At 65.6% G+C, this 13,952-nt stretch carries 11 protein-coding genes; 8 read left to right on the top strand and 3 right to left on the bottom strand.

What is annotated here, in order from left to right; translation table 11 throughout:
* Positions 1-63: 63 nt before the first annotated feature.
* Positions 64-612, bottom strand: a complete 549-nt coding sequence (locus DW352_RS17280; protein WP_115692504.1) for an ActR/PrrA/RegA family redox response regulator transcription factor — start codon at positions 610-612, stop codon at positions 64-66.
* Positions 613-746: 134 nt separating this feature from the next.
* On the bottom strand, positions 747-2,066 hold the full coding sequence (locus DW352_RS17275; protein ID WP_115692503.1) for an ActS/PrrB/RegB family redox-sensitive histidine kinase: 1,320 nt from the start codon (positions 2,064-2,066) through the stop codon (positions 747-749).
* Positions 2,067-2,262: 196 nt separating this feature from the next.
* Here DW352_RS17275 and DW352_RS17270 point away from each other — a divergent pair, with 196 nt between their 5' ends.
* The 5 genes from DW352_RS17270 (at position 2,263) to DW352_RS17250 (ending at position 7,626) form a co-directional block, all read left to right on the top strand.
* Positions 2,263-3,018 (top strand): ABC transporter ATP-binding protein, encoded by a 756-nt coding sequence (locus DW352_RS17270; protein ID WP_115692502.1) that lies wholly within the window; start codon positions 2,263-2,265, stop codon positions 3,016-3,018.
* A gap of 141 nt (positions 3,019-3,159) precedes the next feature.
* Positions 3,160-3,984: an ABC transporter permease gene (locus DW352_RS17265; protein ID WP_115692501.1), complete on the top strand. Its 825-nt coding sequence runs from the start codon at positions 3,160-3,162 to the stop codon at positions 3,982-3,984.
* A gap of 141 nt (positions 3,985-4,125) precedes the next feature.
* Positions 4,126-5,460: a polyhydroxyalkanoate depolymerase gene (locus DW352_RS17260; protein ID WP_115692500.1), complete on the top strand. Its 1,335-nt coding sequence runs from the start codon at positions 4,126-4,128 to the stop codon at positions 5,458-5,460.
* A 79-nt stretch (positions 5,461-5,539) separates the two neighbouring features.
* On the top strand, positions 5,540-6,295 hold the full coding sequence (locus tag DW352_RS17255; protein ID WP_115692499.1) for a M48 family metallopeptidase: 756 nt from the start codon (positions 5,540-5,542) through the stop codon (positions 6,293-6,295).
* Between the two features lie 131 nt (positions 6,296-6,426).
* A complete protein-coding gene (locus DW352_RS17250; protein ID WP_115692498.1) occupies positions 6,427-7,626 on the top strand; it encodes a multidrug effflux MFS transporter in 1,200 nt (399 codons plus the stop codon).
* Here the strand turns inward: DW352_RS17250 and DW352_RS17245 are convergent.
* Entirely contained in the window at positions 7,623-9,746 is a 2,124-nt protein-coding gene (locus DW352_RS17245; RefSeq protein WP_115692497.1) for a transglycosylase domain-containing protein, read from the bottom strand. The two genes, DW352_RS17250 and DW352_RS17245, sit on opposite strands and share 4 nt — an antisense overlap.
* Positions 9,747-9,936: 190 nt before the next feature.
* On the opposite strand from DW352_RS17245, the gene DW352_RS17240 reads away from it, so the two are divergent.
* From DW352_RS17240 to DW352_RS17230, 3 genes are read left to right on the top strand one after another with little or no spacing between them, the layout of a single operon-like run.
* Positions 9,937-11,469 (top strand): thymidine phosphorylase family protein, encoded by a 1,533-nt coding sequence (locus DW352_RS17240; protein WP_115692496.1) that lies wholly within the window; start codon positions 9,937-9,939, stop codon positions 11,467-11,469.
* A complete protein-coding gene (locus DW352_RS17235) occupies positions 11,466-12,356 on the top strand; it encodes a ribose-phosphate diphosphokinase (RefSeq protein WP_115692495.1) in 891 nt (296 codons plus the stop codon). Before DW352_RS17240 ends, DW352_RS17235 begins: the two co-directional genes overlap by 4 nt.
* On the top strand, positions 12,353-13,951 hold the full coding sequence (locus DW352_RS17230) for an MBL fold metallo-hydrolase RNA specificity domain-containing protein (protein ID WP_115692494.1): 1,599 nt from the start codon (positions 12,353-12,355) through the stop codon (positions 13,949-13,951). The genes DW352_RS17235 and DW352_RS17230 overlap by 4 nt, the downstream gene beginning before the upstream one ends.
* The last annotated feature ends 1 nt before the right edge of the window (position 13,952 follow it).

Here is a 13,952-nt window from a genome sequence, read left to right as displayed (position 1 = left end):
TCCAGTTCTGAGTTACAACTGGGTCCCCGCTTTCGCGGACGATGACAGTGCGAGGAGCTGCGCTTACTTCGGCGCGCGTTTCGCGAGAATGCGCTGCAACGTGCGGCGGTGCATGTTGAGCCGGCGCGCGGTTTCCGACACGTTGCGGCCGCACATCTCGTAAATGCGCTGGATGTGTTCCCAGCGCACGCGGTCGGCCGACATCGGATTTTCCGGCGGATCGATCTTGCTGTTGTCCTGCGCCAGCAGCGCCGCGACGACGTCGTCCGCATCGGCGGGCTTGGCGAGATAATCGACCGCGCCGAGCTTCACCGCGTTCACAGCCGTGGCGATGTTGCCGTAGCCGGTGAGGATGATGGCGCGGGCTTCGGGCCGGCGGGTCTTGAGCGCCGATATCACGTCGAGGCCGTTACCGTCGCCGAGACGCATATCGACAACGGCGAAAGCGGGTGCCGCCTGCTCGACCTGCAACAAGCCTTCCGCAACGGATTCCGCGGTATTGACCACGAAGCCGCGGCTCTCGAGGGCCTTTGCCAGCCGCTGCAGGAACGAACGGTCATCCTCGACGATCAGCACTGTGCGCTCGCCGGGAATGGCATCTTTCAGGGCCACCGCAGAGACGTCGTCGACAGCTATATCCACGCTTTCCACCCATCCTTGTTAAGCCTTGGCCGCCATTTTAGCGGCTCGGGAGACGCTTCAGTATAAAGAAATAGTGATGGTTCCAGGGCGGACAAGCCGCGTCATCACGCCGCGGCAGCGGCGCGAAGCCGCTCGAGTTCCGCCCGCGGCCAGCGGACGGTAACGACGGCGCCGCGATCGGGCGACGGCAGGTTGGCGAGCGCCAGCGTTGCGCCCGCGCGTTCGAGCAGCGTCTTGGCGATGAAAAAGCCAAGGCCCAGTCCGCCGGGTTCCTCTTCGGGATCGTTCGGCTTGCGGCGGCGGCTGGTAACGTAAGGCTCGCCGATCTTGTCCATGACTTCCGGTGCGAAGCCCGGACCGTCATCGATGATGGTGACCTCGATCTCGTCGTCGTTCCACTGCGCGCCGACCACGACCCGGTTCTCCGCGAAGTCGACCGCGTTCTCCAGGATGTTGCCGAGACCGTACAAGATAGCCGGGTTGCGCTGGACCACGGGTTCGTTGCTGCGATCCTCCGGCGCGGTCACGCCGATGGCGACGCCGAAATTGCGATGCGGCGCGACCACCTCCTCGATCACCGTCATCAGCGGCAGACGATCGAACGGCTCGAGGCCCGACGACAGCTTGGTCAGCTTGGCTAGAATGTCGCGGCAGCGCAGCGCTTGCTCACGCAGCAGGCGGATGTCGTCGGCATGTGGCGACGAGGCGGGTATCGCGTTCTGCAACTCCTTCGCGATCACCGCGATGGTCGACAACGGCGTGCCGAGTTCGTGCGCGGCGGCGGCGGCAAGACCGTCGAGCTGCGTCAGATGCTGTTCGCGGGCGAGGATGAGTTCGGTTGCGGTGATGGCGTCGGCGAGTTGGCGCGACTCTTCGGTGATCTGCCACGCATAGACGCCGATGAAGCCGATCGCCAGCAGGATCGAGAACCAGACGCCCATCATGTAGAGCGACGGCAATTCCAGCGGGTCGTCGCTGTCCCACGGCAGCGGATAATGCACGAAGACCAAGACCGTCGCGCAGGCGATGGCAAAGCCGCCGAGCATCACCGTGAAGCGCGCGGGCAGCGCCGTCGCCGATAGCAGCACCGGCCCGAGGAACAGGAACGCGAACGGATTCTGCAAACCGCCGGTGAGGAAAAGCAGCACCGCGAGCTCGGCGATGTCGAAGGCGAGCAGCCAGGCGGCGCGGTCGGGGTCGAGCCGCTGCGCGGTGTGGAAGCGCAGGCGCAGCGCCACGTTGAGCCAGGCCGACAGCACGATGACGGCCATGCAGGCCCAGATCGGCAGATCGAAGTCGAGGCCGAGATAGACCACGAGCACGGCGATGGTCTGTCCGCCGATGGCGAGCCAGCGCAGGCGCACCAAGGTGTCGAGACGCACATTGCGCCGGGGGTGGTGATGGGCGAGCTCGGGCGTGGTCATGGGGTCACTGTAATGGCCGGAGCGGTCGGCTCCAAACGCGACTCTTTGACCTCGCTGTCTGCCGCTCGTCCCCGCGAAAGCGGGGACCCAGCGCTGGATTCCCGCTGGCGCGGGAATGAGCGGAGGCTGTGGCGTCACCAAGACGACGCATTGAAGTCTTGCCATTCCTGCGGCGCGGCGTCACATCTGGCGTGTCATGGACGCGCAGAACACCTCCGCCATCGTCGTCGACAGCCTCGTCAAGCGCTACAAGACCGGGACCGCCGTCGACGGCATCTCGTTCCGGCTGCCGGCGGGCTCGGTCACCGGGCTGCTCGGCGGCAACGGCGCTGGCAAGACCACCACCATTGCGATGATCATGGGCCTCGTCACCCCCACCTCCGGCACCGTGCGGGTGCTAGGGGCGGAGATGCCGAACGAGCGTTATCGCGTTCTGCACCGGATGAATTTCGAAAGCCCCTATGTCGATCTGCCGATGCGGCTGACGGTGCGGCAGAACCTGTCGGTGTTCGCGCAGCTCTACGCCGTGCCCGACATCGAGGGGCGTATTCGCGAGCTTGCGGCCGATCTCGATCTCGTCGATCTGCTCGACCGCCCGAGCGGCAAGCTGTCGGCGGGGCAGAAGACGCGCGTGTCGCTGGCCAAGTCGCTGCTCAACCGGCCCGAGGTGCTGTTGCTCGACGAGCCGACGGCCTCGCTCGATCCAGATACCGCCGATTGGGTGCGCGGTCGGCTCGAGCATTTCCGCCATACCTATGGCGCGACCATCCTGCTCGCCTCGCACAACATGCTCGAGGTGGAGCGGCTGTGCGAGCGCGTCATCATCATGAAGCGCGGCAAGGTCGAGGACGACGATACGCCGGCGCAGCTGCTGACGCGCTACGGCCGCGAGACATTGGAGGATGTGTTCCTCGATGTCGCGCGCGGGCGTAACCGGGAGGCGGCGCAATGAATTTAGTTCTCGTCGTCCCCGCGAAAGCGGGGACCCAGTACGCCGCAGTCTATCGAGAGGGCATGGCGTACTGGATCCCGGGTCTCGCTGCGCTCGCCCGGGATGACGGCTTCAGCAAGTATCGAGCAGAGTGAACTTATAATGAGCGCCTTGCCTGCCGCCTCACCAGCCTCGTTCTCGTTGACGCGCGTTGCCGCGATGGTGCGGCGCTATTGGTATCTGCTGCGCTCGTCGTGGCCGCGCGTGCTCGACCTGATCTATTGGCCGACGGTGCAGATGCTGATGTGGGGCTTCCTGCAGCTCTACGTCTCGCAGAACGACAGCTTCTTCGCGCGCACCGGCGGCGCCTTCATCGGCGCCGTGCTGCTGTGGGACATTCTGTTCCGCGGTCAGCTCGGCTTCTCGATTTCGTTTCTCGAGGAGATGTACGCGCGCAACCTCGGCAACATCATGATGTCGCCGCTGCGCCCGGTCGAGTTCATCGCATCGCTGATGATCATGAGCATCATCCGCCTCGCGATCGGCATGGTGCCGGTGACGATCCTCGCCATCTTCTTCTTCGACTTCAATTTGTGGTCGATGGGCTTCGCGCTCGCGGCGTTCTTCATCAATCTCATTCTGACGAGTTGGTCGATCGGCATCTTCGTGTCCGGTCTGCTGCTGCGTAACGGTATGGGCGCCGAGAGCTTGGCCTGGACCATTATGTTTTTGTTCCTGCCGCTGACGTGCGTTTATTATCCGGTCGCGGTGCTGCCGCACTGGCTGCAATACGTCGCGTGGGCCTTGCCGCCGACTTACGTGTTCGAGGGCATGCGCGCCCTGCTCATTAACCACGTGTTCCGCGCCGACCTGATGGCGGAGGCCTTCGTCTTCAATGTCGTCTTGTTCGCAGCTGCATCATTCGCATTCATGAAGCTTTTGCAGAGCGCGCGCGAGCAGGGCAGCCTGCTCCAAACCGGCGAATAGTTCAAATATGCGTTATATTACAGTCGCTTAATTGTAGCGGTTGGCGTTGTAAACCGGGCGCCAAGAACTTATCTCTATGTTGACGCTATGACGGAAAAGCGACAGGGTGCCGCGGTGCAAAATAGGCCGGGGCCTAAATCGATGGCAATTGGTGAATTTGACGGGGCGGCGACGCTGCCCGGCGACAGCGGGCTTTTGCTCGCGACGCCGATGTACTGGCTCTACGAAATGGGCCACGCGGCGCTTAATCCGGCGCGCGCCTTGGCCGACGCGACGCGCCTGTTCTACAAGAACCCGGTCAATCCGCTGACGCACACGACCTATGGCAAGTCGATGGCCGCCGCGGCCGAGCTGTTCGAGCGCTCGACGCGCCGTTACGGCCGTCCGGAATGGATGATCGACGATACGACGGTCGGCGGCGAGAAAGTGCCCGTGCACATCGTGCCGGTGTGGGAGCGTCCGTTCTGCCGTGTGCTGCATTTCGAGCGCGCGTTCACGCGTCCGCCGCGCCGGCCGCAGCCGAAGCTTTTGATCGTCGCGCCGATGTCGGGACATTACGCGACGCTGTTGCGCGGCACGGTGCAGGCCTTCCTGCCCAACCACGATGTCTACATCACCGATTGGCGCAACGCGCAGCTCGTGCCGCTCGCCGAGGGCCGTTTCGATCTCGACGACTATGTCGATTACATCATCTCGATGCTGCACGCGCTGGGCGGCGACACGCATGTGCTCGCCGTGTGCCAGCCGTCGGTGCCGGTGATGGCGGCCGCGGCGCTGATGGAGGCCGATAAGGACCCTTACGCGCCGAACTCGATGATCCTGATGGGCGGGCCGATCGATACGCGCATCAATCCGACCGCGGTCAACAAGCTCGCGACCACGCGCGACATCGAATGGTTCCGCAGCCACGTCATCACCAAGGTGCCGTTCCCGCATCCGGGCGTGATGCGCGATGTCTATCCGGGCTTCCTGCAGCTTCACGGCTTCATGAGCATGAACCTCGATCGCCATATCGAGGCGCATCACAATCTGTTCCTGCATCTGGTCAAGGGCGACGGCGACTCGGCGCAGAAGCACCGCGAATTCTACGACGAGTATCTCGCGGTCATGGATCTGTCGGCTGAGTTCTATCTGCAGACCGTCGAGACCGTGTTCATCGAGCACGCGCTGCCGAAGGGCGAGATGACGCACCGCGGTCGTCCGATCGAGCCAAAGGCGATCGAGCGCGTCGCGTTGATGACGGTTGAGGGCGAGAACGACGACATCTCCGCCGTCGGCCAGACCAAGGCGGCGCAGGATTTGTGCGCCAACCTGCCGGACGAACTGCGCGCCCACTACATGCAGCCGGGCGTCGGCCATTACGGCGTGTTCAACGGCTCGCGGTTCCGCTCTGAGATCGCTCCGCGCATCGCCGACTTCATGCTGTCGCACAACGGCCAGAAGCGCCGTGCCGGCAACGGGGCTGCCAAGCACTGATCGCGCACCATTGGGTGGCGAATCGTGGCACACTGGCGGCCCCGCCTGATGCGGGGCTGTGATCGCTGAAGTGCTGCCAATGTTGCGCGCTCTCTTTCAGAATCGTGGAACCGCGGAGCCCGCGGCCATCGACGTCGTCTTTCAAGACGACGTGTTCGCCGTGCGCGTGCGCCGGCACCGCCAGGCGCGTCGCTACACATTGCGTATTCATGCCGCGACGCGCGAGGTCGTGCTGACCATGCCGCCCCGCGGCAGCGTTAAGCAGGCGTCCGAATTCGCGCACAAGCACGGCGCCTGGATCGCGGCGCGTCTCGCGCGGCTGCCGCAGGCCGCTCCCTTTGCGCATGGCACGATCGTGCCGCTGCGCGGCGTCGATCACCGCATCGAGCACCGCCGCGGCGCGCGCGGCACGGCATGGACCGAATGCGGCGACGATGGCGCCGCCATGCTCTGCGTCGCCGGCGGCGAGGCGCATGTGGCACGGCGGGTGCGCGACTTCCTCAAGCGCGAAGCCAAGCGCGACCTCGAGGCGGCGAGCAGGGCCGCCGCGCAGGCGCTCGGCGTCACGGTCGGCCGCGTTTCGGTGCGCGATCAGACCAGCCGCTGGGGTTCGTGCTCGTCGACCGGCGTCTTGTCTTATTCCTGGCGCCTGATCATGGCGCCGCCATTCGTGCTCGAATACCTTGCCGCGCACGAGGTTGCGCACCTGATCGAGATGAACCACTCGCGGCGCTTCTGGCGTCTGGTCGAGCGCATCTGTCCCGACCTCAAGCGCGCCAAGGCCTGGCTCGACGCGCACGGCGCCGAACTGCACCGCTATGGGCTGCAGGAGTGAGGCGCTGGCGCCCGCTTCGGGACTGAGGTAGTTCATCGTCATGGCCGGGCTTCGTCCCGGCCATCCACGTCTTTGAGGCACCGACGTGGATGCCGGCGCCCGTCTGCGACCGGCCATGACGAGGAACGATTATGCTGCGTCCCGGAACATTCGCGCTCACGGCCTTGCTGGCTGCCCTGAGCGCCTACGGGCCGCTGACCACCGACATGTATCTGGCCTCGATGCCGGACATCACGCGGCAGTTGTCCACGACGCCCGCGGCGGTGCAGTTCACCATCTCCGCCTATTTGTTCGGCCTGGCGTTCGGCCAGATCTTCTACGGCCCGATCTCCGACCGCTACGGCCGCAAGCCGGTGCTGCTCGGCGCGCTCGGCATCTATAGTCTCGCCGGTCTTGCCTGCTCGCTGGCGGCTTCGATCGACCTGTTGATTGCCGCGCGCGTGTTTCAGGCATTTGGCGCCGCCGGTCTTCTCGTCGTCACGCGCGCCGTCGTGCGCGATCTCTACACTGGCGCGCGCGCCGGCCGCGAGCTGTCGGTCATCGCCGCAGTGATGGCGCTCGGCCCCGTGCTGGCGCCCGTGGTTGGTGGCTTGCTGCAAACCGCGTTCGGCTGGCGCTCGGTCTTTCTCGCGCTCTTGGTCATCGGCCTTGCCGGCATCGGCGCCGTTGTCTTCCTGCTGCCGGAGACTCTGCGCCAGCGCTCGTCCGACAATTTCTCGCTGGCGTCGATGTTCGGTTCGTTCGGCGTGCTGCTGCGCCACCCTGCTTATCTTGCTTATCTCGGCCTCGGTACGTTCAGCTATGCCGGTCTGATCGTCTGGATCAGCAGCGCGGCTTTCGTGCTACAGGATCTGTATGGCCTGACGCCGGTCAGCTTCGGTATTCTGTTTGCGCTCGGCGCACTCGGCTACATGTCTGGCTCGACCTTCGCGGCGCGACGGGTGACGCATCTCGGCCTCGATAAAGTGGTGGGCATCGGCAGCGCGCTGCTGGTCATCGGCAGCGTCGCGATGCTCGTGGCTCTGGCGTTGACGCCGACATCGGCGATCGCGCTGACGGTGGCGATGGCCATCTACATCGCCGGTCTCGGCATGGTGCTGTCGCAATCGATCGCCGGCGCCTTGTCGCCGTTTCCGGAGCGGGCCGGCGCGGCGTCGTCGCTGTTCGGCGTCTTTCAGCAGAGCATCGCGGCAACGGGCGGCGCCGGCATCGGCGCGCTGATGGGACACAGCGCCTGGCCGGTCGCCATCATGATCGGCATGTTCGGCGTGCTGACTTTCGTCCTGTGGTTTGCCTCGCGCACGGCGCGGCTGAAAGCCGTGAAGTTCTAGCGGCGGCCGAACAGGTTCTGCAGCAGATAACCGTCGAGGCTGGCGCCGTCGCGCGCGGGCGGCGCGTTGTTGGCCGATTGAACCGGCGCGGGCGGTGTCGGTGCCGCGGTAGCGGAGCGCGGTGCGGGTGCATCGTTGCCGCCGCCGAACAGATTCGACAGGAAGCCGCCGCTGCTGCGCATCTCGCTGCCCGGCAGGTTTGCGACCGGCACGCCTTGGTGGGCGGCGCGCATGAAGCGGCTCCAGATCTCGACCGGCATGCCGCCGCCGGTCACCTTCTTGGTCGGCGAGCCGTCGTCATTGCCAAGCCACACGCCCGTCACGAGGTTTGACGTGTAGCCGATGAACCAGGCGTCGCGGAAATCTTGTGACGTGCCGGTTTTGCCGGCGGCGGGCCAGCCCGGCAACGTCGCCTTGTGCGCGGTGCCGATGGTCAGCGTCTCGGTCATCATCGCGTTCATCATCGCCACATAGCGCGCGTCGATGATGCGGCCGAATTGCTGATTGCTGCGCGCGTAGAGAACCTTGCCGTTGCTCAAGGTGACTCGGTCGATGACGTGCGGCACGATGGCGTAGCCGCCGTTGGCGAAGGGCGCATAGGCGCCGACCAATTCGAGCATCGATACTTCCGACGTGCCGAGCGCGATCGAGGCATTGGCCTCAAGTCGGGAGGCGATGCCAAGCCGATGCGCGGTGCGGATCACCGCCATCGGCGTCATTTCCATGGTCAGCCGCACCGACACCGTATTGAGCGACATCGCCAACGCCTTGGTCAGTGTGACCGGGCCGTAATACTCGCGGCCATAGTTCTCGGGCTGCCAGCCTTTGATGTTGATCGGCCGGTCTTCGCGGATCGTGTCGGGCGTGAGCCCGTGCTCGAGCGCGGTGAGATAGACGAAGGGCTTGAACGCGGATCCGGGCTGGCGCTTGGCGGCGACGGCGCGATTGAACTGGCTTTCGGCGTAGTTACGGCCGCCGACCATGACGCGCACGGCCCCGTCCGGGGTCATGGCGACGAGCGCGCCTTGCCCGACACCGGCTTTGTCGCCTTTGGCGGCGAGCTCCTCGGTGAGCGCCTTTTCCGCTGTCGTCTGCAAGGCGCCGTCGATGGTCGTGTAGACGATGACGTCCTGCTCGACATGGCCGAGTACGTCGTTGAGCACGTCCATAACCCAGTCGGCGACGTAATTGATCGAGCCGTTGGCGGCCTGCGCGACGATGCGCGGCGGTTTCGCCAAGGCCACCTTCTCGGTCGCGGCGTTGATGAAGCCGAGCTCGGCCATGGCGGCGAGCACGATCTTGGCGCGGTTTTCGGCGGCGTCGAAGTTGCGTGTGGGCGCGAGTCGCGACGGCGACTTCACGAGTCCGGCAAGCAGTGCCGCTTCCGCGACGGTGAGTTGCTTCGCGGATTTGCCGAAGTAGCGCTGCGAGGCCTGTTCGATGCCGTAGGCGCCCGCGCCGAAATAGACGCGGTTGAGGTACAGCTCCATGATCTGCGTCTTGGAGAACTTGCGCTCCAGCCACAGCGACAGCAGCGCCTCCTGCACCTTGCGCGTCAGCGTGCGCTCTTGCGTGAGGAACAGGTTCTTGGCGAGCTGTTGCGTGATGGTCGAGCCGCCTTGCGCGACGCCGCGATGCAGGACGTTGGCGACAAGCGCACGCGCAATGCCCAGCGGATCGACGCCGTAGTGATCGTAGAAACGCCGGTCCTCGATGGCGACGAAGGCGCGCGGCACATAAGGCGGCATTTCCTTCAGCGACAACGGCGCGCCGGCGAGATCGCCGCGCCGCGCCAGGGCATGGCCGTCATCGTCGACGATCTGAATCGACGGCGGCCGCTTCGGAATCTCCAGCGATTGGATCGGCGGCAGATGCGCGCCGACATAGAGCACGGCGCCGAGCGCGCCGATGCCCAGCCAGAGGCCGAGCACGAGGCACCAGTAGGCCATGCGCACCAAAAGAGGGCGCCGGTTGCGCTTCGACTTCTTCGATTTCTTGCGGCGCGGAGCAGGCTTGTTGCTGCCGCCAGAGGGCCGCTCGCCGGCGGACACGCGCACCGGCGGTGCGGCATCGAAGGCCGGCTCTCGCCGGCCGCCTGACTGTCCCCGTCCGGAGGCCATACGCAACCCAAAACATGCCGGTCGGTCATGAACGCCGCCGGTCCCCAAAAGGCACGCTAGAGGCCGCGGTTTAAGGCGGTGTTAAGCGGGAATTCGGCTTCAAAATCAGCCTGTTCCATATGACCTGGATCAAGCCCGCGAGGACCGCCCGGCCGTATCCTGTTCCGCAACTCTTGAGAACGGGAACCGCATGGACGCCAGCACCGACAAGCCGCCGCGCCTGAAGATCAGGCGGGTCAATCTCGATACCGGCCGCGAGAACGTGGTGGTGCTCTCGCGCCGGTCGGTCGCGCTGCGGCCGGACGTATTCCGCGGCTTCTCCCGCGTCGAACTCAAGGCCGGCGACCGCGAACTGCTGGCGACGCTGCTGCTCACCGACGACGGCATGGTCGGCCCCGACGAACTCGGGCTGTCGGAGCCGGCGTTCCGCCGCTTCGGCCAGCCGGTCGGCGGGCTGGTGTCGGTCAAGCCGGCGACGCCGCCCGAAAGCCTCGACTATGTGCGTGCGAAGATCCAAGGCCACTCGCTGCAGCCGGCGGAAATCGGCGCCATCATCGACGACATCTCGCACTATCGCTACTCGGACATGGAGATCGCGGCTTTCCTGATCTCGTCGGCGAGCTTCATGACCAGCGGCGAGTTGCTGTCGCTGTCGCGCGCGATGGCCGATGCCGGCACCGAGCTCAAATGGGACCGGCCGATGGTCGTCGACAAGCACTGCATCGGTGGCATCCCGGGCAACCGCACGTCGATGGTGGTGGTGCCGATCGTCGCGGCGCACGGGCTCACCATCCCGAAGACGTCGTCGCGCGCCATCACCTCGCCGGCCGGCACGGCCGACACGATGGAAGTGCTGGCGCGCGTCGATCTCGGCGTCGATGAAATGCGCGAGGTGGTGAACACCTGCCACGGCTGTCTCGTCTGGGGCGGCCACGTGAACCTGTCGCCGGCCGACGATATCCTCATTTCGGTCGAGCGCCCGCTCTCGCTCGATACGCGCGAGCAGATGGTGGCGTCGATCATGTCGAAGAAGCTCGCCGCCGGTTCGACGCATCTGCTGATCGATCTGCCGGTCGGCCCGTCGGCCAAGCTCGCGACCGCGATGGATGCGATGCGTCTGCGCAAGCTGTTCGAGTTCGTCGGCGATCATTTCGGCATCGCCGTCGAGGTGATCACCACCGATGGGCGCCAGCCGATCGGCAACGGCATCGGGCCGGTGCTGGAGGCGCAGGACGTCATGGCGGTGCTGTCGAACGATCCCTTGGCGCCCAAGGACTTGCGCGAGAAGTCGCTGCGGCTTGCCGCGCATCTCATCGACTACGATCCGGAGATGCGCGGCGGCAAAGGTTATGCGCGGGCGCGCGAGCTGCTCGACAGCGGTGCCGCGCTCAAGCAGATGCACAAGATCATCGACGCGCAGGGCCCGTCCGGCTGCTCTACGACGGTCGGCACGCTCGCGGCTGACATCAAGGCCGAGCGCGACGGCATCGTGCAGGCGATCGACTGCCTGCGCTTCAACCGCCTGGCGCGCAGCGCCGGCGCGCCGATCGACAAGGGCGCCGGCATCAGACTGTTCAAGAAGATCGGCGACCGGGTCGAGCAGGGCGAGCCGCTCTATCGCATCCATGCGGTCGAGCAGGCCGAGTTCGATCTGGCGGTTGCCGCGGCGAACGCCGATTCCGGCTACGCGATCGGCCCGCGCGACGGCGGGAGCGCGCGGTGAGCGGTACCGTAATTCAGTGTCTGCCCGAGGGCGCGGCCGATGCCGCGCGGCTGGCGAACAAGCTTGGCGTACCGCTTCACGTCGTCGGCGTGCATCGCTTTCCCGACGGCGAACTGCGCGTGACCGTCGGGCCGGCGGCGCCGTGCGTCATCCTTTATGCGCCGCTCGATCATCCCAATGACAAGCTGATTGCGCTGCTGCTCGCGGCCGAGGCGTTGCGCCGCGGCGGCGCCAAACGGCTGGTGCTGGTCGCGCCATATCTCTGCTACATGCGGCAGGACAAGGCCTTCCATGACGGCGAGGCGGTCAGCCAGAAGGCTATCGGCAATCTGATTGCCGCGACAGTCGATCGTGTCGTTACAGTCGATGCGCATCTGCATCGCACGCACGACATCCGAACGGTGTTTCCGGGCATCGAGGCTGAGGACCTGTCGGCAATGCCGGCGATCGCTACCGCTTTGCGTGGCGTCGACTGGAGCACGGTCGTCGTCGGGCCGGACGAAGAATCCGCGCCATGGGTCGGTGCGCTGGGCGATAAACTGGGGCTTGCCTTTGCGGTCGGCCGCAAGACGCGCGGCGGCGACCGTTCGGTCCAGATCACCTTCCCCGATCCGGAGTTGTTCAAGGGACGGCCGGCGCTGCTCGTCGACGACATCGTGTCGTCCGGCGGCACGCTGACGGTGGCGGCGAAAGCTTTGCGCGACGCGCATGCCGCGACGATCGATGCCGTCATTGTGCACGCGCTATTTCCCCCGGAAATGATCAAGGACTTCCACCGCATCGGCATTCGCAGCGTGCACTCGACCTCGAGCGTGCCGCACCCGACCAATGCCATCCCGCTCGACGACGTTCTCGCCGCCGCGCTGACCAAGGAAATCAGCCTATGAGTGTGACTTTGCGCTTTTGCGGTGCGTCCCGCACCGTGACCGGATCGTGCTATCTGTTCGAAACCGCGGCTGGGCGCATGCTGGTCGATTGCGGCATGTTCCAGGGCTCGAAGACGCTCAAGACGCTCAATTATGGCGCCTTTCCCTTCCGGCCCGCCGAAATCCATGCCGTGCTGCTCACGCATGCGCATATCGACCATAGCGGCCTGTTGCCGAAGCTGACGCGCGAAGGCTTCACCGGTCCGATCTACGCGACGCGCGGTACCATCGACCTATGTTCGTACATGCTGCCGGACGCCGGCAGCATCCAGGAATCGGAAGTCGTCTCGCTCAATCGCCGCAGTGCCGCGCGGGGCCGCGCGACGGTCTCGCCGATTTACACCAAGGTCGATGCTATCGCATCGCTCGATTCCTTCCGCGCCGTCGAATACGAGCATTGGTTTCAGGTGATGAGTGGTGTGCGGGCGCGCTATTGGAACGCGGGGCATTTGCTCGGCTCGGCCTCGATCGAGCTCGAGTTCGAAGATGGGGGCAAAGATGGAGCGCCGCTGCGCCTGCTTCTGTCGGGCGACATCGGCCCGGATGCCAAATTGCTCGAGCCCGACCCTGAGGCGCCGGCCAATCTCGATTACGTCGTCTGCGAATCGACCTACGGCGATCGTGATCGGCCGCCGGTGACGGCGGCCAGCCGCCGCGCACGTCTGGCGGAGGAGGTGCGCGATGCGCACAAGGCGGGCGGTGCGCTGCTCATCCCGGCCTTTGCGGTCGAGCGTACGCAGGAGCTGATCGTCGATCTCGTCGACTTGATGGAGCGCGGTGAGATTCCAGACGGGCCGATCTTCCTCGATTCGCCGCTCGCCATCCGCGCGACTGAAGTTTTCCGGCAGCACACCGAGTCCTTGCAGGCCGACGTCAATATCGACCGGCTGCTGTCGTCGCCGCATCTGCACGCCACCGAGACGGTGGAGGAGAGCAAGGCGATCGCCAAGTTCACCGGCTTCCACATCATCATTGCGGCGAGCGGCATGTGCGACGCCGGCCGCATCCGCCATCACTTGAAGCAATGGTTGTGGCAGCGTTCGGCAACCGTGTTGCTCACGGGTTTCCAGGCGCAGGGCACGCTCGGGCGTTTTCTCAATGACGGCGCCAAGGCCGTGCGCATCCAGGGTGAGGAGATCAAAGTCGCCGCGCGCATCCGCCGCATCGACGAATACTCCGGGCACGCAGACGGACCGGAGCTCGCGCGCTGGATCGCCTCGCGGCGGCCGATCACGCGCGGCGTATTCCTGACGCACGGCGAACAACCGGAGCTCGACGGCCTGTCCGCCCGCATCGGCGAGCGCACGGTCCCCGCCGCCAACGTGTTCATCCCGATCCTCGACGACATCTACGAATTGACGACCAAGGCGCCGACGCCGATCGACGGCACGCATCGCCGGCGCCTGATGCCCGAGGCTGTGGTCGCGCTCGACTGGCACAACGACATGTCGCGGCTCATCCTCGACATCAACGCCGCGGTCGAGCAGGCGGCGGACGACCGTGCGCGTGGCGTCATCATCCGCCGGCTGAAGCGCGCGTTGGAGACCCAAAGCTAAG

The organism is Pseudolabrys taiwanensis (assembly GCF_003367395.1).
Taxonomy (GTDB): Bacteria; Pseudomonadota; Alphaproteobacteria; order Rhizobiales; family Xanthobacteraceae; genus Pseudolabrys; species Pseudolabrys taiwanensis.
The sequence above is the reverse complement of the archived record's forward strand: the minus strand, read 5'-3'. Positions and strand labels throughout refer to the sequence as shown.

Excerpts from the sequence above, each read along its gene's own strand:
- DW352_RS17275 (WP_115692503.1), bottom strand. The coding sequence starts at position 2,066 with ATGACCACGCCCGAGCTCGCCCATCACCACCCCCGGCGCAATGTGCGT.
- DW352_RS17270 (WP_115692502.1), top strand. The coding sequence starts at position 2,263 with ATGGACGCGCAGAACACCTCCGCCATCGTCGTCGACAGCCTCGTCAAG.
- DW352_RS17265 (WP_115692501.1), top strand. The coding sequence starts at position 3,160 with ATGAGCGCCTTGCCTGCCGCCTCACCAGCCTCGTTCTCGTTGACGCGC.
- DW352_RS17260 (WP_115692500.1), top strand. The coding sequence starts at position 4,126 with ATGGCAATTGGTGAATTTGACGGGGCGGCGACGCTGCCCGGCGACAGC.
- DW352_RS17255 (WP_115692499.1), top strand. The coding sequence starts at position 5,540 with ATGTTGCGCGCTCTCTTTCAGAATCGTGGAACCGCGGAGCCCGCGGCC.
- DW352_RS17250 (WP_115692498.1), top strand. The coding sequence starts at position 6,427 with ATGCTGCGTCCCGGAACATTCGCGCTCACGGCCTTGCTGGCTGCCCTG.
- DW352_RS17245 (WP_115692497.1), bottom strand. The coding sequence starts at position 9,746 with ATGGCCTCCGGACGGGGACAGTCAGGCGGCCGGCGAGAGCCGGCCTTC.
- DW352_RS17240 (WP_115692496.1), top strand. The coding sequence starts at position 9,937 with ATGGACGCCAGCACCGACAAGCCGCCGCGCCTGAAGATCAGGCGGGTC.
- DW352_RS17230 (WP_115692494.1), top strand. The coding sequence starts at position 12,353 with ATGAGTGTGACTTTGCGCTTTTGCGGTGCGTCCCGCACCGTGACCGGA.